Origin of the sequence: Stenotrophomonas sp. 17(2023), from assembly GCF_030345315.1 — a bacterium.
Classification (GTDB): domain Bacteria; phylum Pseudomonadota; class Gammaproteobacteria; order Xanthomonadales; family Xanthomonadaceae; genus Stenotrophomonas; species Stenotrophomonas acidaminiphila.
This window is the reverse complement of record NZ_CP128405.1, coordinates 1,907,707-1,928,596: the sequence shown is the minus strand read 5'-3', so window position 1 is coordinate 1,928,596 and position 20,890 is coordinate 1,907,707. Positions and strand designations below refer to the sequence as shown.

Annotated in this window: 21 protein-coding genes; all 21 read right to left on the bottom strand. The window is 70.6% G+C overall.

The genetic code is table 11. The annotated features are described in order from the left end of the window. Nucleotides 1-2: 2 nt before the first annotated feature. Nucleotides 3-620 (bottom strand): protein phosphatase CheZ, encoded by a 618-nt coding sequence (locus QQA12_RS08740; RefSeq protein WP_152984936.1) that lies wholly within the window; start codon nucleotides 618-620, stop codon nucleotides 3-5. 5 nt (nucleotides 621-625) lie between these two features. Beyond that, a complete protein-coding gene (gene cheY, locus QQA12_RS08735) occupies nucleotides 626-1,018 on the bottom strand; it encodes a chemotaxis response regulator CheY (RefSeq protein WP_054665867.1) in 393 nt (130 codons plus the stop codon). Between the two features lie 13 nt (nucleotides 1,019-1,031). After that, nucleotides 1,032-1,778: an RNA polymerase sigma factor FliA gene (locus QQA12_RS08730; RefSeq protein WP_054665863.1), complete on the bottom strand. Its 747-nt coding sequence runs from the start codon at nucleotides 1,776-1,778 to the stop codon at nucleotides 1,032-1,034. Next, nucleotides 1,775-2,659, bottom strand: coding sequence for a MinD/ParA family protein (locus tag QQA12_RS08725; protein ID WP_054665860.1), 885 nt, complete (start codon nucleotides 2,657-2,659; stop codon nucleotides 1,775-1,777). Before QQA12_RS08725 ends, QQA12_RS08730 begins: the two co-directional genes overlap by 4 nt. After that, nucleotides 2,646-4,364, bottom strand: a complete 1,719-nt coding sequence (gene flhF / locus QQA12_RS08720) for a flagellar biosynthesis protein FlhF (RefSeq protein WP_226049075.1) — start codon at nucleotides 4,362-4,364, stop codon at nucleotides 2,646-2,648. The genes QQA12_RS08725 and flhF overlap by 14 nt, the downstream gene beginning before the upstream one ends. Nucleotides 4,365-4,527: 163 nt before the next feature. Continuing rightward, a complete protein-coding gene (gene flhA / locus QQA12_RS08715) occupies nucleotides 4,528-6,636 on the bottom strand; it encodes a flagellar biosynthesis protein FlhA (RefSeq protein WP_054665851.1) in 2,109 nt (702 codons plus the stop codon). Continuing rightward, nucleotides 6,633-7,763 carry a flagellar biosynthesis protein FlhB gene (flhB, locus tag QQA12_RS08710; RefSeq protein ID WP_054665848.1) on the bottom strand — a complete coding sequence of 377 codons (1,131 nt, stop codon included), beginning with the start codon at nucleotides 7,761-7,763 and terminating at the stop codon, nucleotides 6,633-6,635. Before flhB ends, flhA begins: the two co-directional genes overlap by 4 nt. A 128-nt stretch (nucleotides 7,764-7,891) precedes the next feature. Next, nucleotides 7,892-9,976: an EAL domain-containing protein gene (locus QQA12_RS08705; protein WP_226049074.1), complete on the bottom strand. Its 2,085-nt coding sequence runs from the start codon at nucleotides 9,974-9,976 to the stop codon at nucleotides 7,892-7,894. Between the two features lie 155 nt (nucleotides 9,977-10,131). Continuing rightward, entirely contained in the window at nucleotides 10,132-10,923 is a 792-nt protein-coding gene (fliR, locus tag QQA12_RS08700) for a flagellar biosynthetic protein FliR (protein WP_226049073.1), read from the bottom strand. A gap of 8 nt (nucleotides 10,924-10,931) precedes the next feature. Next, the gene (locus tag QQA12_RS08695; protein WP_054665837.1) at nucleotides 10,932-11,201 is read right to left on the bottom strand and encodes a flagellar biosynthetic protein FliQ; all 270 of its coding nucleotides are present in this window, start codon (nucleotides 11,199-11,201) and stop codon (nucleotides 10,932-10,934) included. An 88-nt stretch (nucleotides 11,202-11,289) separates the two neighbouring features. Continuing rightward, entirely contained in the window at nucleotides 11,290-12,072 is a 783-nt protein-coding gene (gene fliP, locus QQA12_RS08690) for a flagellar type III secretion system pore protein FliP (protein ID WP_054665835.1), read from the bottom strand. A 2-nt stretch (nucleotides 12,073-12,074) separates the two neighbouring features. Beyond that, nucleotides 12,075-12,461 (bottom strand): flagellar biosynthetic protein FliO, encoded by a 387-nt coding sequence (gene fliO / locus QQA12_RS08685; protein ID WP_162486525.1) that lies wholly within the window; start codon nucleotides 12,459-12,461, stop codon nucleotides 12,075-12,077. A gap of 35 nt (nucleotides 12,462-12,496) precedes the next feature. Further along, nucleotides 12,497-12,856 carry a flagellar motor switch protein FliN gene (gene fliN, locus QQA12_RS08680; protein ID WP_056932954.1) on the bottom strand — a complete coding sequence of 120 codons (360 nt, stop codon included), beginning with the start codon at nucleotides 12,854-12,856 and terminating at the stop codon, nucleotides 12,497-12,499. Further along, on the bottom strand, nucleotides 12,849-13,865 hold the full coding sequence (gene fliM / locus QQA12_RS08675) for a flagellar motor switch protein FliM (RefSeq protein ID WP_054665826.1): 1,017 nt from the start codon (nucleotides 13,863-13,865) through the stop codon (nucleotides 12,849-12,851). The genes fliN and fliM overlap by 8 nt, the downstream gene beginning before the upstream one ends. Before the next feature lie 10 nt (nucleotides 13,866-13,875). After that, nucleotides 13,876-14,409: a flagellar basal body-associated FliL family protein gene (locus tag QQA12_RS08670; RefSeq protein ID WP_056932953.1), complete on the bottom strand. Its 534-nt coding sequence runs from the start codon at nucleotides 14,407-14,409 to the stop codon at nucleotides 13,876-13,878. Between the two features lie 148 nt (nucleotides 14,410-14,557). Continuing rightward, the gene (locus QQA12_RS08665; protein ID WP_226049072.1) at nucleotides 14,558-15,742 is read right to left on the bottom strand and encodes a flagellar hook-length control protein FliK; all 1,185 of its coding nucleotides are present in this window, start codon (nucleotides 15,740-15,742) and stop codon (nucleotides 14,558-14,560) included. Then, nucleotides 15,739-16,191 carry a flagellar export protein FliJ gene (fliJ, locus tag QQA12_RS08660; RefSeq protein WP_226049071.1) on the bottom strand — a complete coding sequence of 151 codons (453 nt, stop codon included), beginning with the start codon at nucleotides 16,189-16,191 and terminating at the stop codon, nucleotides 15,739-15,741. The genes QQA12_RS08665 and fliJ overlap by 4 nt, the downstream gene beginning before the upstream one ends. Then, nucleotides 16,188-17,597, bottom strand: a complete 1,410-nt coding sequence (locus QQA12_RS08655; protein ID WP_054665815.1) for a FliI/YscN family ATPase — start codon at nucleotides 17,595-17,597, stop codon at nucleotides 16,188-16,190. The genes fliJ and QQA12_RS08655 overlap by 4 nt, the downstream gene beginning before the upstream one ends. Beyond that, on the bottom strand, nucleotides 17,594-18,241 hold the full coding sequence (locus tag QQA12_RS08650) for a FliH/SctL family protein (RefSeq protein WP_226049070.1): 648 nt from the start codon (nucleotides 18,239-18,241) through the stop codon (nucleotides 17,594-17,596). The genes QQA12_RS08655 and QQA12_RS08650 overlap by 4 nt, the downstream gene beginning before the upstream one ends. Beyond that, on the bottom strand, nucleotides 18,238-19,224 hold the full coding sequence (gene fliG, locus QQA12_RS08645; protein ID WP_054665809.1) for a flagellar motor switch protein FliG: 987 nt from the start codon (nucleotides 19,222-19,224) through the stop codon (nucleotides 18,238-18,240). Before fliG ends, QQA12_RS08650 begins: the two co-directional genes overlap by 4 nt. 13 nt (nucleotides 19,225-19,237) lie before the next feature. After that, entirely contained in the window at nucleotides 19,238-20,881 is a 1,644-nt protein-coding gene (gene fliF / locus QQA12_RS08640; protein WP_226049069.1) for a flagellar basal-body MS-ring/collar protein FliF, read from the bottom strand. Nucleotides 20,882-20,890 lie beyond the last annotated feature (9 nt).

Sequence of the window (20,890 nt, the reverse complement as noted above, 5' to 3'; positions counted from 1 at the left end):
CATCACAGCCCCAGGTTGGAGAGCAGGTCGTCGGCGTCGTTCTGGCTGACGGCGTGGCGGTCGATGCCTTCCAGCGCCGGGCCGGCGAGGCCGCGGCCGCGTGCCTCCTCTTCCGGTGGCGGCAGGCCCAGCGCGCCGAAGCCCTCGTGCACGCGGCGCACGATGCCGACCACGCGGCGGATGATCTGGCCGGTCAGGTCCTGGTAGCTCTGGGTCAGGGCGATCTCGGTCAGGTTGTGGCGGATGCGCTCCAGCGCCTGCTCGTGTTCGATCGCCGGCACGCTGCCCTCGCGCAGCCCGGTGACCAGCTCGCGGCACTGCTCGGCCAGGTCCAGGGTGCGGTGGGTGGCCTTTTCGGTCATCTCCACCACGTGGTCCAGGCGCGCGCAGGCGTCGTCCAGCTCGCCGGCCTCGGTCGGCACCGTCGGCAGCTCGCCCAGGGCCTGGCCCAGCTCGCGCGCAAGGCGCCCGAGCCCGGCCATCATCGGCTGCGTGCGCAGCGCGGCCAGCGCGTCGATTTCCCGGCGCCAACCGTTCTCGTCGCCGCCTTCCAGCGCCGCCAGCGCGTCCTGCAGGTGTTGCACCAGGACTGATTTCTCGCTCGGAGTTCCGCTGGACATGGTCATCAGGCGCTCGCTGCCAGGCGCTCGAAGATCTTGCCCAGCTTCTCTTCCAGGGTCTGTGCGGTGAACGGCTTGATGATGTAGCCGTTCACGCCGCACTGCGCGGCCTCGATGATCTGCTCGCGCTTGGCCTCGGCGGTGACCATCAGTACCGGCAGGGTCTTGAGCCTGGCGTCGGCGCGGATCGCCTTGAGCAGTTCGATGCCGGTCATCACCGGCATGTTCCAGTCGGTGACCACGAAATCGAACGGCTGGCTGTTCAACAGCGCCAGCGCGGCATGCCCGTCCTCGGCTTCGGCGGTGTTGGTGAAGCCCAGGTCGCCCAGCAGGTTCTTGACGATGCGCCGCATGGTCGAGAAGTCGTCGACGATCAGGATCCGCATGTTCTTGTTCAAAGGGTGTTCCTCTTCATGGTTCGACGAGGCCGGCGTCGGCCGCCTCGAAAATCTTCAACCGGCCACGCAGCCGCAGCATGGCCTGGCCGTGGATCTGGCACACGCGCGACTCGCTGACCCCGAGCACCGCGCCGATCTCCTTCAGGTTCAGCTCCTGCTCGTAGTACAGCGACAGCACCAGCTGTTCGCGCTCGGGCAGCTGGCCGATGGCCTTGCCCAGTTCCTCGCCGAACTGGCTGCGCTCGAGCACCTGCTGCGGGGTCGGGCCGCCGGTGGCCGGCGTGTCCAGTTCGCCCTGGTCCTCGATCCGCGATTCCAGGCTCAGCACCTGGCCGCGCGCGGCGTCCTCGATCAGCCGCATGTACTCGGGCAGCGGTATGTCCATGGCCTGCGCCACTTCGGTCGCGCTGGCGGCACGGCCGGTGCTCTGCTCGATGCGGCGGATGGTGGCGGCGGCGTCACGGGCGCGGCGATGCACCGAGCGCGGCACCCAGTCGCCACGGCGGATCTCGTCGATCATCGAGCCGCGGATGCGGATCGAGGCGTAGGTCTCGAACGAGGCGCCCTGTTCGGCGTCGTAGCTGCGCGAGGCTTCGATCAGGCCCATCATGCCGGCCTGGATCAGGTCGTCGATCTCGACGCTGGCCGGCAGGCGCGCCGCCAGGTGGTGGGCGATGCGCCGCACCAGGTCCGAATGGCGGGCGATGCAGTCGTTGGCGCTGGCGCGCTGGACTTCGCGGTAGTGGGCGGCCGGGTTCATGTCGCCACCCCGCGCTGGATGATGCGCTCCAGGAAGAACTCGACGCCGCCGCGCGGCTCGGTCGGCGCCTGCCAGCGGGCGGTGCGGCGGGCGATCTCCTGCAGCGCCAGCGCCGCCGGCGACGACGGGTACAGCTTGACCACCGGCTGCTGGCGCTGCACCGACAGGCGCAGCCAGTCGTCCTGCGGCACGCAGCCCAGGTAGTTGAGCGAGACGTCGGCCAGGAACTTCTCGCACACCCGCACCAGCTTCTCGTACAGCATGCGGCCTTCGTTGGGATCGCGGGCCATGTTGGCCACGACCTGGATGCGGTCCACCCCGCGCTCGCGCGAGAGCACCTTGATCAGCGCGTAGGCGTCGGTGATCGAGGCCGGCTCGTCGCAGACCACCACCACGGTGTCCTGCGCGGCCTGGCAGAAGGTCAACACGCTGTCGGTGATGCCGGCGGCGGTGTCGATGATCATCACGTCCAGGTCGCGTTCCAGCTCGGAGAACACGTTGACCAGGCCGACGTGCTCGGCCGGCTGCAGTTCGGCCATGTGCCGGCGGCCGGACGCGGCCGGCACCACCAGCAGGCCGTCGGGGCCTTCGATGATGACGTCCTCCAGCGTGCAGCGCCCGGCGACCAGGTCGGCCAGGGTGTGCTTGGGCTGCAGGCCGAGGATGACGTCGATGTTGGCCAGGCCGAGGTCGGCGTCCAGCAGCAGCGTGCGCTTGCCCATGCCGGCCAGCGCCACGGCCAGGTTGGCCGAGACGTTGGTCTTGCCCACGCCGCCCTTGCCACCGGTCACCGCGATGGTGCGCACGGGGCCGGCGGGCTGGCGGCGGGTGGCCGACAGCGGGAAGGCATTGGTCAGCTTGGCGTACTCACGCGACGGCATGGTTCAACTCCGGGTTGCAGGGCATATCGGCCGCGCGGCGCAAATCTTCAAGGCGAAGCACCAGATTGGCCGCCGAGGCGCGGTGCAGGTCTTCCGGCACGTCCTGCCCGTCGGTCACCCAGGTGATCGGCAGGCGGTGGTCCACGGCCACCGAAAGGGCCGAGCCGAAGCGGCCGGTCTCGTCCAGCTTGGTCAGCACCAGGCCCTGCGGGTTGGCCGCGCCGAAGCGGCGCACCACCTCGTCCATGTCCTGGAAGCTGGTGTTGGCCGGCAGCACCAGCAGGGTGCGGATCTGGCCGGCGGCGCGCAGCCACTGCAGCTGCGCGGTCAGGGCGCGGTCGCGCTGGCCCAGTCCGGCGGTGTCGATCAGCACCAGCTTGTAGTCGGCCAGGCGCTCCAGCAGCTGGTTGAGGTTGGTGCCGCTGCTGGCTTCGTGCACGGCGATGCCGAGCTGGCGGCCGAAGCCGTACAGCTGCTCGCGGGCGCCGATGCGCTGGGTGTCGGTGGTGACCAGGGCCACGTCGCGGGCGGCGTGGGCCTCGGCGAAGCGCGAGGCCAGCTTGGCGATGGTGGTGGTCTTGCCGGCGCCGGTCGGGCCGACCAGGGCGATGACCCCGCCGGCCTCGATCGGGTCGACCGGGGCGATCGGCAGTTTCTTCGAGATCAGGCCCAGCATCAGCCCGCGGGCGCGTGCCGGGTCGATATCGGCCGGCATCTGCACCGCCACGTCGCGGGCCAGGCCGGCGTCGAAGCCGTACTCGTCCATCAGGTCCAGGGCGTTGGCGCGCACCGGGCTGCCGCGCAGGCGTTCGTCGGTGAAGCGGTTCATTTCGCGCTCGATCAGCTGGCGCATGCCGGCCACTTCCTGGCGCAGCTCGGCCAGCTGGCGGTCGTCGCGCGGCATCGCGGCCACCACGCTCAGTACGGGGGCGGCGATGGCGGCTTCGGCGGCAGGCGCCGGAACATTGACGGTGGTGGCCGGGACGGGAACGGGCACTGCCGGTTCGGCCGGCGCGGCCGGTACGAGGGCATCGACCATGGCGGGCGGGGCGATGGCCGCTTCGATCCGTGCGCCTGGCGCGGTGACCTGCGGGACGACCGGTGCCTCGGATGGCGGATCGATCGCGAAGTGGGCGCGGTTGCCGGCGGCCGGAGCCGGCACGGGTGCCGGTGCGGCGACGGCGAAGCCCTCCGGGCGGAACGCCGGCACCACCGGCGCATCGTCGGGTACCGCCGGGAAGGTCGCGAAGATCTGCTCCGGCAGCCCGGGCTGGCGTGCGACAGCGGGGGCAGGAGCGGGGACAGGAGCAGGCTGCGGCTTGAGCAGCGACGAGAAACGGCTGCCCGGGGCCAGCTCGATGCTGCTGTCGATGGATCGGCCGGTGGCGCCGACCGCCGAGCGGGCGAGGGCGGCAACGGCCGAGGCGGTGGCCACCACCGGTTCCGGCTCCGGAGTCTTGCGGCGGGTCACCGCGGCGATGATCGCCTCGGCGGCGCTGCGCGGCTTCGGCGCCGGCGGCGGTGCCGGGCGGGCGGCTTCCAGGGCGCGCTGCACGACGCTTTCGTCGTAGTGGGCAGCCGCCACGATCTCGACGCCTTCCTCGATCCGGCGATTGGACAGGATGACGGCGTCGGGGCCATGTTCCTTGCGCACCAGGTTCATGGCGGTGCGCATGTCGGCGGCGACGAAACGTTTGATCTTCATGCTGGAGTACCGGGAATTCGTGTGCGGGTGCGACGCGGGAGCAGTGGCGTTGGCGGTGTCGTGCATGGCGGTGCGTGCTCCTCGTCCTTCGTGTGTGGCGGTGGCCGGCCAGGTGTCCGTTCTTTGACGTCGTCCTGCGCCGCCGCCGGTTTCCAGGCTGTCCTCAGCTGATCGTGCCGACCAGCTTCAGGCGCTTGTCTTCCGGTACCTCGCTGTAGGCCAGCACCGACAGCGAGGGGACGCTGTGGCGGACCATCCGCGCGAGGGCGGCGCGGACCGGGCCCGGTACCAGCACCACGGCCGGCTCGTTCCGCGCCTCCTGCTTGCCGACACATTCGGCAAGACTCTGGTGGAGGCGCTCGGCGAGACCGGGTTCCAGCGCGGCACCGTTGCCCTGCGTGGATTCCTGCAAGACCCGTTCCAGTTGCGGGTTCAGGGTGAACACCGGCAGTTCCGGCGACATGCCGGCGATCTCCTGCACGATGAACCGGCCCAGCGCGTTGCGCACCGCCACGGTCAGCGCGGTCGGGTCCTGGCTGAGCGGGGCGTTCTCGACCAGCGCCTCGGCGATCTTGCGCAGCTGGCGGATCGGGATGCGCTCGATCAGCAGGTTCTGCAGCACCCGCGCCACCACCGAGATCGGCAGCGCCTTGGGGGTCAGGTCCTCGACCAGCTTGGGCGCGCTCTTGGCCAGGGTCGCCAGCAGCTGCTGCACTTCCTCGTGGCCCAGCAGTTCCGGCGCGTGCTCGCGGATCAGGTGCGACAGGTGGGTGGCGACCACCGTGGCCGGATCGACCACGGTGTAGCCCAGCGACTCGGCATGGGCGCGCTGGTGCGGCTGGATCCAGGTGGCGTCCAGGCCGAAGGCCGGGTCCTTGCCGGGAATGCCGTCCAGCTGGCCCATCGCGCTGCCGGGGTCCAGCGCCAGCTCGCGGTCGGGATGGATCTCGGCGCTGGCGACCGGCACGCCGTGGATCAGCACCCGGTAGGTGGTGGGCGCCAGCTCGAGGTTGTCGCGGATGTGCACCGACGGGATCAGGAAGCCCACGTCCTGGGTGAGCTTGCGGCGCACGCCCTTGATGCGTGCCATCAGTTCGCCGCCCTGGGCCTTGTCCACCAGCGGGATCAGCCGGTAACCGACCTCCAGTCCCAGCGGGTCGACCGGGCGCAGTTCGTCCCAGCTCAGTTCGGCGGTCGGCGCCGGCTGTGCGCCGAGCAGGCCGGGGATCTCGCCGGCGGTGGCCGCGCCGGCCTCGGCGCCGGCGGCCGCGGCGGCGGCCGTGTCGCGCTTCCACAGCTTCCAGGCCAGGAAGCCAAGGATCGACGCCAGCACCAGGAACGCCACGTTGGGCATGCCCGGGACCAGCCCGACCAGGCCGATGATGGCCGCGGCGATGGCCAGCGCCCGGTACTGGCCGAACACCTGGCCCATCATGGCCTGGCTCATGTCCTGCGCACGCGAGGCGCGCGTGACCAGCATCGCCACCGCACTGGACACCAGCAGTGCCGGCAACTGCGCCACCAGGCCGTCGCCGATGGACAGCAGGGTGTAGGTGGAGGCCGCGTCGGCGAACGGCATGCCATGCTGCAGCACGCCGACCGCCAGGCCGCCGAGCAGGTTGATGAACAGGATCAGGATGCCGGCGATGGCATCGCCGCGGATGAACTTGCTGGCGCCGTCCATCGCACCGTAGAAATCGGCTTCCTCGCGCACTTCCTCGCGCCGCGCCTTGGCTTCCTCGCGGGTCAGCAGGCCGGCGTTGAGGTCGGCGTCGATCGCCATCTGCTTGCCGGGCATGGCGTCGAGGATGAAGCGCGCGGTCACTTCCGACACGCGTCCGGCGCCCTTGGTGATGACCACGAAGTTGATGATGGTCAGGATCGCGAACACCACGATGCCGACCGCGTAGTTGCCGCCGATCACGAATTCGCCGAACGAGGCGATGACCTTGCCCGCCGCCTCGTGGCCGTTCTGGCCGTTGAGCAGGATGACGCGGGTGGAGGCCACGTTCAACGCCAGCCGCAGCATGGTGGTGACCAGCAGCACGATCGGGAAGATGGTGAAGTCCAGCGGCCGCTTCACGTACACCACCGCCAGCAGCACCATCAGCGAGATGGCGATGTTGAAGGTGAACAGCGCGTCCAGCACCGGTGCGGCCAGCGGCACCACCACCATCGCCAGCAGCGCCAGGACGATCAGCGGCGCGCCGAATCCCTGGCGGATCGCGTCGAGCAGGCGGCGCGCGGTGGCGGGCATGGGCTGGGCGCTCATGGGCGGGCCCCCTTGCCGAACTCGTCGATGTCGATGGCCGGCTGCTGCGGCATCGGCCCGCCGCGCCAGGTGCGCAGCTGGTAGACGTAGGACAGGATCTGGGCGACGGCCGAATACAGTCTCACGGGGATTTCCTTGCCGAGTTGGCTTTCCCTATACAAGGCGCGTGCCAGCGGCGGTGCCGAGACGATGGCCACGCGGTTGCCGTCGGCGACCTGGCGGATCCGCAGGGCCAGCTCGTCCACGCCGCGGGCCACCACGGTCGGCGCGTTCATGCGTCCGGCCTCGTACTTGAGCGCCACCGCGTAGTGGGTCGGGTTGACCACGACCACGTCGGCACCGGGAACGGCCTCCATCATCCGCCGCTGCGACAGCTGCATCTGCATCTGGCGGATGCGGCCCTTGACCTCGGGGCTGCCCTCGCTTTCCTTCATCTCGCGGCGGACCTCGTCGCGGGTCATCTTCAGCTTGCGCAGCCAGTTCCAGTGCTGGTACGGCGCATCGATCGCGGCCAGCAGCAGCAGCGCACCGGCCGTGGCCAGCAGCAGCCGCAGGGTGAAGCCCAGCCCGTCGAGCACCGCCCGTTCCAGCGGCATCTGCGGCAGGGTGCGCAGGGCGTCGAAGCCGTGCCAGATGCACAGCCCGGCGGCGGTGCCGACGAACAGCATGCGCAGCAGCGACTTGGCCAGTTCCGCCAGCGACTGCATGCCGTAGATGCGCTTGAGCCCGGACATCGGGTTCATGCGGTTCAGGTCGGGCATGAGCGCCTTGGACGACACCCGCAGCCCGCCCATGATCAGCGGCGAGACGAAGCTGGCGAGCAGGCACGCCAGCAGCAGCGGCCAGGTCGCCAGCATCAGCCGCAGCAACAGCATCCCGGCATGGCCGAACAGCGCGTCGGGGGTCTGGAACAGGCCCGGCTCCGGGGACAGCGCCGTCCGCATCCAGGCGCGTGCATTGCCGCCGATCACCCCGGCCAGGGTAGCGACGGCGATCACCCCGGCACCGAACACCGCGGCGGTGGCCAGTTCGCGCGAACGCGGTATGTCGCCCTTCTCGCGGGCGTCGCGCAGCCGTTTGCCGGTAGGTTGTTCGGTTTTTTCGGTGCCGTCTTCGTTCTCAGCCATGGCCTGGCGCGGGTACTGGATCCGGCCTGGGTCGTGCAAGAACCGGGCCAGCGCCGTGGCGGCGCGTGTCCGCCGGGGCAGGCGGTGGCCTGGCCGTTCCCGGGTACCGTCGCGTCAGGCGTCGCGGGTCACAGGCCGCCGCCACCGTACAGGCGCATGAAGCTCTCCGGGCCGACCGGCCGCCCCAGCTGGTAGCCCTGCAGGTGGTCGCAGCCCAGGCGTTCGGCGTAGGTGCGCTGGCCCGGGGTCTCGATGCCCTTGGCCACCACCTCCATGTTCAGGGCGTGGCCCAGCGCCACGATCGCCGCGACCACCACCACGTCCTCGTCGCTGTCTTCCAGCGCCATCACGAAGGCGCGGTCGATCTTGATCTCCGTGGCCGGGAGCCGGCGCAACTGCAGCAGGCTGGAGAAGCCGGTGCCGAAGTCGTCTATGGAAATGCCCACGCCCAGGGCGGCGATGGCGCGCAGCACGGCCACGGCGGCTTCGGCATCGCGGGTCACCGCGTTCTCGCTGACCTCCAGCACCAGTCGCGACGGCTCCAGTTCATGGCGCTGCAGGACCTGGCGCACCTGTTCGACAAGGCCCGGCGAACCGAGCTGCAACCCCGACAGGTTCACCGACACCTGCCAGCCGGTATGGCCGGCGTCGTGCCAGCTGCGCATCTGCCGGCACGCCTCGTCCAGCACCCATTGGCCGATCCCCTCCATCAGCCCGTTCTGTTCGGCCAGGCGGATGATGCGCCCGCTGGGTACCGGCCCGTGCACGGGATGGCGCCAGCGCAGCAGCGCCTCGGCGCCGGTGACCAGCCCGCTTTCGGCGTGCACCCGCGGCTGGTAGTGCAGGCCCAGCTGCGGCGTGCCGACGGCCTGGCGCAGGTCCTGCAGCAGGCGCCGGTCCTGTTCGGCGTCGGCGCTCATCCATTCGGCGAACCGGGCGTGGGTGTTGCGGCCGGCCAGCTTGGCGTGGCTGGTGGCGATCTCGGCATGCGCCACCAGCGGCGCGGCCGTGGTGCCATGCGCCGGGTACAGCGCCACCCCCAGGCTGGCGGTGACGCGCATGTCGCGCCCGTCCACGCGCACCGCCCCGAGCGCGACGACGATGCGCTCGGCCAACGGCGTGGCGCCGGCATCGTCGGCCAGCGGCAGCGCGATGACGTACTTGTCGCCGCCCAGGCGGCCGACCAGGCCATCGTCGGGCAGCAGCCGGCGCAGCTGCTCGGCCACGTCGACCATCACCGCGTCGCCGGCCTGTGCGCCGAACGCGCTGTTGATGTGGCGGAACTCATCCAGGTCCAGCGCCATCACCGCGCATGCGAGCCGGGCCGCGTGGCAGTGCTGCAGCAGCTGGTCGATGCGCTCGTGCGAGAGCTGGCGGTTGGGCAGGCCGGTCAGCGAATCGTGGCGGCTGGCATGGAACAGCTCCTTGCGCGCATCGTCCAGCGAGGCCGACAGCGTCGAGTTGCGCCGCTGCAGCACGCGCGCCTGCGTGTGTTGCTCGAACAGCGAGATGACCAGCACCACCGCCATCATCGCCACGGTCAGCAGCACCACGCAGGCCGCCAGCCATTCCACGCCGATCCCGCCGCCGGCGGCCACGGCGCACACCGAGCCGGAGGGAAACCGTGCCGCGGCCATGCCGGTGTAGTGCATGCCGGCGATGGCCAGGCCCATCACCACGGCGGCGGCCACGCGCTGCGGCAACGCGCCTTGCCGCGCGCGCATGCGCAAGGCGATGTGCAGCGCCGCCCACGAGGCGAGCACCGCGATCAGGATGGAAAGCGCGACCCGCGACGGTACGTAGTCGATGGCCGGGTCCATGCGCAGCGCGGCCATCCCGACGTAATGCACCCAGGCGATGCCCAGGCCCATGAGCAGCGCGCCCAATGCCAGCCGCGTGTACGACAGGGTGGGGCGGGACACCAGCCACAGCGCGAACAGCGAGGTGGCGATGGCGACCAGCAGCGATTCGAAGGTGGGCCAGAAGGCATAGCCGAGCGGGACCGGCAGGCGGAAGGCAAGCATGCCGACGAAGTGCATCGACCAGATGCCGGTGCCCATGGCGACGGCGCCCGCCAGCAGCCAGCCGGTGGCCGCGCCGCGATGGTGCGAGGCCGATACCCGCGCCGCCATGTCCAGCGCGGTGAACGAAGCGAGCACCGCGACCAGGACCGACAGCACGACCAGCAACGGGTTGTAGCTTCCTGCAAGCATGGCACCCTCCCTCTGCGCCCGGTGGCACGCCGAGCGTGCCACGCTTCCGTGGATGCCGGCCGAATCCATGCCGGCATGGGTTCCAGACTATCCCGGCCCGGCGCGCGGCAGGCAAGCGGGCAGGTGCTGAATGCGACCGCCGGCGCGCTGCCGGCTCACCCCGTCACTTGCCGTGCGGCCTCGAACGCGCTGTCGAGCAGGCGCTGCACCGGCATCGCCATTTCCCCGGCCAGCAGCGCCAGCAGGATCAACCCCAGCAGCAGCGATACCGGCAGGCCCAGCTGCATCGGGTGCAGGGCAGGTGCGGCCCGCGCCAGTACGCCGAAGGCCAGGTTCACCGCCAGCATCGCCACCACCAGCGGCAGCGCCAGGGTCAACGCGCCGCGGAACACCTGCAGGAACAGGGTCGGGGCCAGTGCGGCCATCGCGTGCGGGTCTGGCAGCGCGGTACCGATCGGCAATGCCCGGTAGCTGTCCACCAGCAGCGAGATCAGCGCCAGGTGGCCGTTGCTGGTGAAGAACAGCAGCCCGAACAGCAGGTAGAACCATTGCCCGACCACGCCGGAGCTGCCGCCGCGCAGCGGGTCGCTCATCTGTGCGAATGCCAGGCCCGTGCCCTGCGCGACCAGTTCGCCGGCCATCGCGCCGGCCTCGAAGATCAGCCGCAGCAGGAAGCCGATGCTCACCCCGACCGCCAGCTCGCGGGCGATGCCCAGTACCGTGGCCGCGTCGAAGCCGCTCCACGTCGGTACCGGCGGCAGCACCGGTGCCAGCGCCACCGACAACGCCACGGCGAGCAGCGCCCGCACCCGCGCCGGTACCGCGCGCGAGCCCACCATCGGCATGGCCATCAGCATCGCGCCGATGCGCAGCATGACCCACAGCGTGGTGCCGATGATGGCGAAGGCCTGCTGGCCGTCGATCATCATCCGGGTGATCGGATCCATGGCGCCGCCTAGCCGATCAGGTGCGGGATGCGCTGGAACAGCAGGGTGGTGAATTCCACCAGGTGGCCGAGCAGCAGGCTGCCCAGCGCGAACAGCGCCGCGGTCAGCGCCGCGGCCTTGGCGATGAAGGCGATGGTCGGCTCGTTGAGCTGGGTGGCGGCCTGGATGATGCCGATGACCACGCCGACCACCAGCACCACGACCAGCAGCGGTCCGGCGATCCAGAGGGTGGCGACCAGGCCGCCGCGCAGTTCGGTAAGGGCAAGTTCGGGGGACATGGGAAGCCGGGGGTCAGGGGGGCGGGGCCGCGGCGCGGACGCGCGCCGGGACGTCGACGGTGGACGACAGGGACGGGCGCGCGGTGCTTCAGACCGCGTTGAAACTGGCCGCCAGCGTGCCCACCACCAGCACCCAGCCATCGACCAGCACGAACAGCAGGATCTTGAACGGTGCGGAGATCAGCATCGGCGAGAGCATCATCATGCCCATCGACATCAGCACGCTGGACACCACCAGGTCGATGATCACGAACGGGATGAAGATCAGGAAGCCGATCTCGAACGCGGTCTTCAGCTCGCTGGTGACGAACGAGGCCACCAAAACCGGGAACGGGATCGCCTCCGGGCCCGCGTAGGGCCCCTGGCCGGCCAGCCCGGCAAAGGTCATCAGGTCGGTCTCGCGCACCTGCGCCAGCATGAACGCACGCAGCGGCTGGGTGGTCAGGGTCCACGCGGTCTGGAAATCGATCTTGCCGTCCAGATACGGGGCCATGCCGGTGGACCACGCCTTGTCCCAGACCGGCATCATGATCATCGCGGTCAGGAACAGCGCCAGCCCGAGCAGCACCTGGTTGGAGGGCGTCTGCCCGGTGCCCATCGCCTGCCGCAGCAGGCCCAGCACGATGATGATGCGGGTGAAGGCGGTCAGTACCAGCAGCAGCGACGGCAGCAGGGTGATCGCCGTCATCAGCAGCAGCGTCTGCAGCGGCAGGCTGACCGGGGCGCCGCCGATCTTGCCGACGTTCACGTCGGGCAGGGCCGGCATCTGCGGTGCGGCGGGGGTCGCCCAGGCCAGCAGTGGCAGGGCCAGCAGCGCGAACACGATCGCCAGCTGGCAGCAGAAACGGGAGTTGAAGCGTTGCGGCAGCATGCTCAGGCGTCCTTGCGCAGCTTCTGTTGCAGCAGCTGCGCGAAATTCGGTAGGTGTTTGAGGTTGGGCAGGGTGGCCGGCGCCACCGGGGGCAGCGGCTCGGGCAGGGTGTGCAGGGTGCTGATGCCGCCGCCGGTCACGCCCAGCAGCAGTTGCTGGCCGTTGACCTCGACCACCACCACGCGCTCCTTGGCGCCGACGTTGAGGCTGGCCACCAGCTTCAACCCCTCGGCGGGGCGGAACCCGCTGCCGGGCATGCGCTTGAGCAGCCAGCCCAGGCCGACGATCAGCGCCAGTACCGCCAGCAGCGCCATCACCGCGCCGAACAGGCCCGGCGCGGTGGCCGCGTGCTGGCCGACCGGCGCCGCCTGCGGATGGCCCTGGGCCATCGCGGCGACGGCCAGGGCGGTGGCCGGCAGCAGGCTCAACGCAGTCTCCGGATGCGCTCGCTGGGGCTGACCACGTCGGTCAGGCGCACGCCGAAGCGGTCGTTGATGACCACCACCTCGCCGTGTGCGATCAGGGTGCCGTTGACGAACACGTCCAGCGATTCGCCGGCGCCGCGCTCCAGTTCCACCACCGAGCCCTGGTTGAGCTGCAGCAGGTTGCGGATCGGCACGCGCGCACGCCCGACTTCCAGCGACAGCGTCACCGGCACGTCCAGGATCACGTCCAGGTTGAGGTCGGCGTTGCCGTCGCCCTCGGCCTGCAGGTTGGCGAACTGGGCCGGCTCGGCGGCGGGCGCGGCGGGTGCGGTGGTCTCGGAGGGATCGTGCTCAGTCATGGGAATTTTCCTGGGACGCGGACGGGCGCGGCGGCCTGCCCGGCGGATGGGTAGCGGTGATCTTGATGGCGTTGCGGTCGCCGGCGATGCCGAACTCGCCGGTGAACACCGGGATGCCTTCGACGCACAAAGGCACTTCCTTCAGCATCTCGATGGGCAGGATGTCGCCGACCTTCAGCCGGCTGAGCTCGCGCAGGCTCATGCGCCGGCGCGCGATCACGCTGGACAGCTCCACCTCGGCGGTGTCCAGCTGCTCGCGCAGCATGATCGCCCAGCTCTCGTCGCGGTCGTTGCGGTCGCTCTGGATGCCGGCATCGAGCAGTTCGCGGATCGGTTCCAGCATCGAGTACGGCAGGGTGATGTGGATGTCGCCGCCACCGCTTTCCAGCTCGACGTGGAAGCGGCACACCACCACGTACTCGCGCGGGCTGACGATGTTGGCGAAGTGCGGGTTGATCTCGGAATTGATGTAGTCGAAATCGACGTTCATCACCGGGCTCCAGGCCTCGCGCAGGTCGACGAAGGCCTGCTTGAGCATCAGCTGGATCACGCGCATCTCGGTGGCGGTGAACTCGCGGCCCTCGATGCGGGTGTGGTAACGCCCGTCGCCGCCGAAGAAGTTATCCACCACCGCGAACACCAGGGTCGGCTCGAACACGATCAGGCCGGTGCCGCGCAGCGGCTTGAAACGGACCAGGTTGAGGTTGGTGGGCACGTACAGCGAATGCAGGTAATCGCCGAACTTGATCAGCTCGATGCCGCGCACCGAGATCTCGGCCGAACGCCGGATCAGGTTGAACAGGCCGATGCGCCACAGGCGCACGAAGCGCTCGTTGACCATCTCCAGCGTGGGCATGCGCCCACGGATGATGCGGTCCTGGCTGGCGAAATCGTAGGGCCGCGCCTCGCCCGGGGGCGAATCGGGCTCCACGGTGTCCACCGTACCGGAGTCGACGCCATGCAGCAGGGCGTCGATTTCATCCTGGGACAGCAGGTCGTTGATGCTCATCGGCGTCGCCTTACTGGGTGACGAAGCTGGTGAACAGCAGGTCGTCGGCGGTCTTCTTGCCGGTCTCGGCCTTCATCAGCTTCTGCACTTCGGCCAGCGCGGCGGCCTGCAGGCGCTCCTTGCCGGCGCGGTCGGCGATCTGCTCGGGCTCGACCTGGGAGAACAGCATCAGCAGCTTGGCGCGGATCGCCGGTGCGTGCGTCTGCAGCGCCGGCAGCGCTTCCGGGTCACGGGTCATCAGCTGCACTTCGACCTGCAGGTAGCGCGGGCCGTCCACGCGTCCGTTGAGGTTGACCACGAAGGCCGGGTCGAGCGCGAAGTACTGTGCCGGGGCCGGCGTGGCCGGCGCCGCGGCCTTGGCCTTGGACGGCGCCGCATCGGCGTGGCGCTGGGTGAAATACCAGACGGCACCACCGGCGCCACCGGCGGCGATCACGGCGATCAGGATGGTTGCCAGCAGCGAGCGGCGCGGCTTGCCGGTGGCGTCCTTGTCCTTGTCCTTGGAAGTGTCTGGCTTGCGGGATTTGTCGGCGGCGGCTGCCACGTTGTGCTCCTCAGGGTTGCTGCCCCTGGATATGCAATACGCGTGCCGCAGCGCAGGCCGGTGGCAATGACGGAAAGTTGACGGGCCAGCGCCGGGGGCGGGTGCCCCGGCGCGCAGGGCCCACGTCCCCGGGGGCCCTGCCTACGACTCAGGCATAGGCGTCGAGCAGGCCGCGCAGACGCAGGGGGCGGGCAGTGTGCTCGGGCAGGGAGCCGGCATCGCCGGGCTCGCCGTCGTGGCCCGTGCCGGCGCCGCCGGCGTTGGGCGAACCGGACTCGGACTGACGGTGGCCGACATCGGCCTGGGCCAGCTGCAGGCCCTGTTCGCCGAGCATTTCACGCAACCGCGGCAGGCCGCTTTCCAGCGCCTGGCGGACCTCGGCATGGGCGCTGGAGAAGGTGGCGTGGACGCGATCGCCCTCCAGCTGCAGCTTCACTTCCACCGGCCCCAGATCGTTCGGGGTGACGCGGATGTGGGCATGGCCGATCTTCTGGTCGGCCAGCCAGCCGACGCGCGCGCCGATGGCCTCGTCGAAATCCGCGCCCTGCATGTCCACCGGCGCGGACAGCGCCGGCGGGAAGGCCGGCGCCGGACGGGCGTCGGCCACGCTGGCCAGATTCTGCAGCAGCGGGCCGAACAACGCCGCGCCGGCACCTGGATCCATGGGCGCTGGCGCATTGCCGGCGCCGCCGCGTGGCAGCTCCGGCGTGGCATCCAGGCTGGCCAGCTGCGCCAGGACGTCGGCCTCGGTCGTGGCCGCCGGGACGGCGGCGGCAGCGGTGGCAGCGGCCTGCGCGGGGGGCGCTGTCTGCGGCGGCGCGACAGCCATCGGCAGCAGCGTGGCCGGCGCGGATGTCGCTGGCGCCAGCGGGGTGGTGGACGGCGGCAGGTCGCTGCCACCCCCGGCGACCGCCGGGGCGGGGGCCATCGCCGCCATCGTCGCCGGCACCGGCGGGGTGCCCGGCAGCAGCCCGGCAAGACCGGGCGGCGGCCATTGCGGCGCGTCGGCGTCGCTGTCGTCCTGGCCGCGACCCTCGTCGCTGGCTGCCGGTTTCCCGGCGTCACCGGCCGCGGAGGCCTCGCTGCCCGGCGTCGTGTCCGCAGGTGCCGCCGGTGCGGCGGCCGGATCGCCGCCGTCACGGCCCGGCGTGTCCGCGGCCGGCGTGGACGTGGGCTTGGCGCGCGGCGCCGGCTGCGGCGCCGACTGTGGCGCGGCCTGCAGCAGCGCATCGAAGCCGCCGGCCTGCCTGTCATTGCCGGCGCCGGTCCGTGCCGGGGTACCGGTCGCGGGCGGCGCGCTGGCCGCGGCGGCGCCCAGGGACAGTGGCGTCATGGGGTCTCGTCCTCGCCCGAGAGCTGGGCCTGGCGGGCGCGGCGCGCGCCGAGGTCGTCCATCTCGCGCTGGTCGCGGCGCTCCTCCACCTGTTTTTCGCGGGCACGGTAGCTGGCTGCCAGCTGTTCCAGCACCTGCTTGTCGCGGCTGGCCAGCAGCAGCCGCGCGCGCTCGGCATCGACGCGTTCGCGGTTGCGGTCCACGGTCTGGCTCTGCTGCTGCACGGCGCTGTCCAGGCGGTCGAGGAACGCGCGCCGGTTCATCAGCTGCGACGGACTGGTGGCGGCCATCTGCGCGCCGGCGTATTCGTCGGCGTAGCGGCGCAGTTCCTCCAGGCGCGACAGGTGCATGTCCAGCGCCTGCTGGCGTTCGGCCAGGGCGCGGGCGACCTCGTCTTCGTGATCCTGCGCACGGCGCAGCAGGGGGTCCAGGCGACGGGATTGCTTCATGGGACGTTCTCGCTTTCGACCAGGCGTTTCAAGGCGGCAAGGCTGTGGGGTAGGTCGGCGGCCAGGCTGACGTCCTGGCCGAGGAATTCGAGGATTTCGGGCCAGCGCTCGAGCGCTTCGTCGGTGGCCGCATCGTTGCCGCGCTGGTAGGCGCCGATGGCGATCAGGTCGCGGTTGGCCGAGTAGGCCGCCACCAGCCGCTTGAGCTTGCGGATGCGCAGGCGCCAGGCGTCGTCGGCGATGTCCTGGACCACGCGGCTGACCGACGATTCGACGTCGATGGCCGGGTACAGGCCGGAATCGGCGACCCGGCGCGAGAGCAGGATGTGGCCGTCGAGGATGGCGCGGGCCGCATCGGCGATCGGGTCCTGCGGGTCGTCGCCCTCGGTGAGCACGGTGTAGAAGGCGGTGATCGAGCCGCGCCCCTTGGCGCCGTTGCCGGCGCGTTCCACCAGCGCCGGCAGTTTGGCGAACACGCTGGGCGGGTAGCCGCGGGTGGTCGGCGGTTCGCCGACGGACAGGCCGATCTCGCGCTGCGCCTGGGCAAAGCGGGTCAGCGAATCCATCAGCAGCAGCACGTTCAGGCCCTGGTCGCGGAACCACTCGGCGATCGCGGTGGCCCGGTAGGCACCATGCAGGCGCGCCAGCGGCGGGCGGTCGGCCGGTGCGGCCACGACCACGGCGCGGCGCAGGCCTTCCTCGCCCAGGGTGGTCTCGACGAAGTCGCGCACTTCGCGGCCGCGTTCGCCGATGAGTCCGACCACGATCACGTCGGCCGAGGTGAAGCGGGTCATCATTCCCAGCAGCGTCGATTTGCCGACGCCGGAACCGGCGAACAGGCCCACGCGCTGGCCGCGGCCGATCGGCAGCAGCGCGTTGATCGCGCGCACGCCCACGTCCAGCGGCTGGGTGATGGGTTCGCGCGCCAACGGGTTGATCGACACGCCGGCCATGCTGGCGCTGCCTTCGGCGCGGATCGGGCCCTTGCCGTCCAGCGGCACGCCGTCGCTGTCGATGACGCGGCCGAGCAGGCCTTCGCCGACCTCCACGCCGCCGCGCCGGTAGGACGGCACCACGCGCGCGTTCGGCAGCAGCCCGTGCAGTTCGGCGCTGGGCATCAGGTAGGTGCGTTCGCTGGCGAAACCCACCACCTCGGCATCGACCCAGCCGCCGTCGACTTCGACCTTGCAGGTGGCGCCCATCGGCGCCTCGCAGCCGACCGCTTCCAGGGTCAGGCCCACCGCGCGGCGCAGCACGCCTTCGCGGATCAGGCCGCGCCCATGGCCCGGTTCGATGTCGATGGCGTCCAGCCGTGCCGCCAGCCGCAGGTTGCGCGCGGCCGACCAGGCCGCGGGTGCCGGTGGCGGCCGGTCGGTCGGCGGGGTATCGGTGAAGGCGGGGCTCATTGGCTGGCTCCGGCCTTGCGCATCACCGTGGACAGGGCCGCGCGCAGGCGTGCCTCCAGTGTGCCGTCGATGCGCACGCTCTCGGCGTGCACGCGCAGGTCGCCGCGGCTCAGGCCGGGGTCGGGGCTCAGGCGCTGGCCGGGTGCCAGCTTCAGCAGCGGCGCCAGCGCGGCGATGTCGTCCGGGTGCAGGCGTACCTCGACCTCGCGGCTGCTGCCGCCAACCGCTTCGAGGGCCTCGTTGACCAGCTCCTGCAGCAGCGCCGGCTCGGCCTGGTAGGCGCGACCCAGCAGCTGCCCGGCCACGCGCACGGACAACTCGCCCAGCGCGGCCACCACTTCGCCTTCCAGGCGCAGCAGCGGGCGGCTGAAGTTGTCCAGGATGCCTTCGATCTGCGCCACCAGCCGGCGTATCTCGGCCTGGCCCTGGGCAAGGCCTTCGGCATGGCCTTCGGCGTGTCCCTGTTCCAGTCCTTCCTGGCGGGCGGCGTCCTGGATGGCCTGGATTTCCTCCAGCGTCGGTGGTTGCAGCAGCGGTTCCGGCGGCATGTCCGGCGCATCGGCCGGGTAGCCGTCGGCCAGGTCCTGCGCCGACGCCTGCGCGACGGTGAGATCGGGGGCCATCCAGCGCACGACGGGACTCACAGCATGGTCTCCGCATTGCCACCGATGGTGACCGTGCCTTCATCGGCCATGCGCTTGACGATGGCCAGGATCTCGCGCTGCGCGGCTTCCACGTCGGACAGCTTGACCGGGCCGCGGGCCTCCATGTCCTCGAGCAGGATCTCGGCGGCGCGCTGGGACATGTTGCGGGTGATCTTGTCGCGCACCTTGATGTCGGCGCCGCGCAGGGCCAGGCCGAGGCGTTCGCCGCTGACTTCGCGCAGCACCAGCTGCATCTCGCGGTCGTCCAGGTCCACCAGGTCGTCGAACACGAACATCAGGTCCTGGATGCGGCTGCCCAGCGGCGCATCGACCTGCGCGATCGAGCTGAGGATCGCCTGGTCCTGGCCGCCGTCCATGAAGTTGAGGATGTTGGCCGCGCACTGCACGCCGCCGATGTTGGACGACTTCAGGTTCTGGTTGCCGGCGAACTGGCGCTCCATGATCTCGTTGAGTTCGTTCAGCGCGTTGGGCGGGATGCCATCGAGCGTGGCGATGCGCAGCAGTACGTCGACCCGGGTGCGTTCGGGCAGCAGCTTCAGCGCTTCGGCGGCCTGGTCGTTCTCCAGGTGCGACATGACGATGGCGATGATCTGCGGATGCTCGTTGCGCACCAGGTCGGCGACCGCGCGCGGATCCATCCACTTCAGCGTGTCCAGGCCGGTGGTGTTGCGGCCGAGCAGGATGCGGTCGATCAGGTTGTTGGCCTTCTCGTTGCCCAGCGCCTGCACCAGCATGTTGCGGATGTAGTCGTCCGAGCCGACGCTGAGCGAGGTCTTGTTGCCGAGTTCGTTGCTGAACTCGTCCATGACCTGCTGCACCTGCTCGCGGCTGACGTCGGTCAGGGTGGCCATGGCGATGCCGATCTTCTGCACCTCCTTGGGCTCCATGTGGCGCAGCACTTCCGCCGCGTCGGCTTCGCCCAATGACAGCAGCAGCACGGCGGCGCGCTGCACGCCGTTCATGGGAACGATGGAGTCAGTCATTGGCCACCCATCCCTTCACCACCTGGGCCACGCGCTTGGAGTCCGAGCGCACCGCCTCGCGCGCCATGCGCAGGCGTTCCTCGTAGGCATCCAGCGGCAACGCCAGCGGCGCGGCGCCGCCCAGCTGCAGGTGGTCGTTGGCCAGCCCGGGCAGGCCGTCGCCGTTGTCGACCAGGTGTACGTCGGCGCGCAGCGGATCATCGTCCGGTGCGGCCAGGGCCTTCGGCGGGCCGGCGATCTGGCGCAGCGCCGGGCGCAGCACGCCGAACAGCAGCGCCAGCACCACGATCGCGCCCAGCACCAGGCGCAGGCCGTCGCGGACCTGCGGCATTTCCCACCACTTGATCGGTTCGACCGGGGTGGCATCGCGCACGAACGGCGCGTTCATCACCGACACCGTGTCGCCGCGTGCGGCATCGAAGCCGACCGCCTGCTTGACCAGCCCCTCGACCCGGGTCAGTTCGGCGGCACTGAGCGCCTGGTCGCTGATCTTGCCGTTGCTGCCGGGGCGCGGCACGTGGTCGACCAGCACCGCAACCGACACGCGCTTGACCCGCCCGGCGGGCTGCCGGGTGTGCTGCAGGGTGCGGTCCAGCTCGTAGTTGCGGGTGGCGTTCTTGCTGCTCTCGCTCGGCGTGGCGGCGGTGGCCGGTGCGGGCTGCGGGCCGGGCGGGGTGTTGCTGGCCGCGCCGGGAACGCCCTGCGGACCCTGGGTGGTGGTGGTGTTCTCGCTGATCTGCTCGCTGCGCACCTTCTGCGGCTCGCCGTTGTACAGCTCGCGCGCTTCCTCGGTCACCGAGAAGTCCATGTCCACGCTGACTTCCGGATTGACCCGGCCGGGGCCGGTCATCGGCTCCAGCAGCTCGCGGATGCGCTGGTTGTAGGAGGTCTCCAGGCGCCGCACCTGGTCGAACTGCGCGGCGTTCATGGCCGCGTCGCTGTCAGGGTCGGCGATGGTCAGCATGCGCCCGCTCTGGTCGACCACGGTGACCCGTTCCGGCGCCAGGTCCGGAATGCTGGAGGCGACCATGTGCACGATCGCGTCGACCTGGTTGCGCTCCAGCTGCTGGCCGGGGCGCAGTTCCAGCACCACCGAGGCGCTGGCGACATCGCGCTGGCGGGTGAAGGCGCTGGGCTTGGGAATGGCCAGGTGCACGCGTGCGTCGCGTACCGGGCGCAGGGTGGTGATGGTGCGCACCAGCTCGGTTTCCAGCGCGTGCTGGTAACGGGCGGTTTCCATGAACTGGCTGACGCCGAAACCGGGGTCGCGCTCCATCAGCTCGAAACCGAGCCGGCCGCTGTCGGTCAGGCCGGAACCGGCCAGCTTGAGGCGGGCGTCGTGGATGTTCTTCTCCGGCACGCTGATCGCGCCGGTGGCCGCATCCAGCTCGAACGGGATCTGCGCGGCGCGCAGCAGGTCGGTCGCCTCGGCGGTCGCCTTCTGGTCCAGGCCGGTGTACAGCGGCGCCATCGGCGACTTCTGTGCCCAGAAGAACACGAACAGGCCGGCGGCCACGGCGATGCTGATCATCGCCATCAACCCCAGCCGCCGGGTGATCTGCAGGCTCTGCAGCCGGTCGAACCAGGCGCCGGCCTTTTCCGAATTGATTGAATCCTTGGACAGCGCGAGTGCCATGGCGACCGG

Coding starts and splice junctions, on each gene's coding strand:
- flhB (WP_054665848.1), bottom strand. CDS start 7,763: ATGGCTGAGAACGAAGACGGCACCGAAAAAACCGAACAACCTACCGGC.
- QQA12_RS08725 (WP_054665860.1), bottom strand. CDS start 2,659: ATGCCGTCGCGTGAGTACGCCAAGCTGACCAATGCCTTCCCGCTGTCG.
- QQA12_RS08730 (WP_054665863.1), bottom strand. CDS start 1,778: ATGAACCCGGCCGCCCACTACCGCGAAGTCCAGCGCGCCAGCGCCAAC.
- fliG (WP_054665809.1), bottom strand. CDS start 19,224: ATGAACGGCGTGCAGCGCGCCGCCGTGCTGCTGCTGTCATTGGGCGAA.
- QQA12_RS08665 (WP_226049072.1), bottom strand. CDS start 15,742: ATGACGCCACTGTCCCTGGGCGCCGCCGCGGCCAGCGCGCCGCCCGCG.
- QQA12_RS08705 (WP_226049074.1), bottom strand. CDS start 9,976: ATGCTTGCAGGAAGCTACAACCCGTTGCTGGTCGTGCTGTCGGTCCTG.
- fliF (WP_226049069.1), bottom strand. CDS start 20,881: ATGGCACTCGCGCTGTCCAAGGATTCAATCAATTCGGAAAAGGCCGGC.
- QQA12_RS08740 (WP_152984936.1), bottom strand. CDS start 620: ATGTCCAGCGGAACTCCGAGCGAGAAATCAGTCCTGGTGCAACACCTG.
- QQA12_RS08655 (WP_054665815.1), bottom strand. CDS start 17,597: ATGAGCCCCGCCTTCACCGATACCCCGCCGACCGACCGGCCGCCACCG.
- flhF (WP_226049075.1), bottom strand. CDS start 4,364: ATGAAGATCAAACGTTTCGTCGCCGCCGACATGCGCACCGCCATGAAC.
- fliR (WP_226049073.1), bottom strand. CDS start 10,923: ATGGATCCGATCACCCGGATGATGATCGACGGCCAGCAGGCCTTCGCC.
- fliO (WP_162486525.1), bottom strand. CDS start 12,461: ATGGCCCAGGGCCATCCGCAGGCGGCGCCGGTCGGCCAGCACGCGGCC.
- fliJ (WP_226049071.1), bottom strand. CDS start 16,191: ATGAAGCAATCCCGTCGCCTGGACCCCCTGCTGCGCCGTGCGCAGGAT.
- fliP (WP_054665835.1), bottom strand. CDS start 12,072: ATGCTGCCGCAACGCTTCAACTCCCGTTTCTGCTGCCAGCTGGCGATC.
- fliM (WP_054665826.1), bottom strand. CDS start 13,865: ATGAGCATCAACGACCTGCTGTCCCAGGATGAAATCGACGCCCTGCTG.
- flhA (WP_054665851.1), bottom strand. CDS start 6,636: ATGAGCGCCCAGCCCATGCCCGCCACCGCGCGCCGCCTGCTCGACGCG.
- fliN (WP_056932954.1), bottom strand. CDS start 12,856: ATGACTGAGCACGATCCCTCCGAGACCACCGCACCCGCCGCGCCCGCC.
- QQA12_RS08695 (WP_054665837.1), bottom strand. CDS start 11,201: ATGTCCCCCGAACTTGCCCTTACCGAACTGCGCGGCGGCCTGGTCGCC.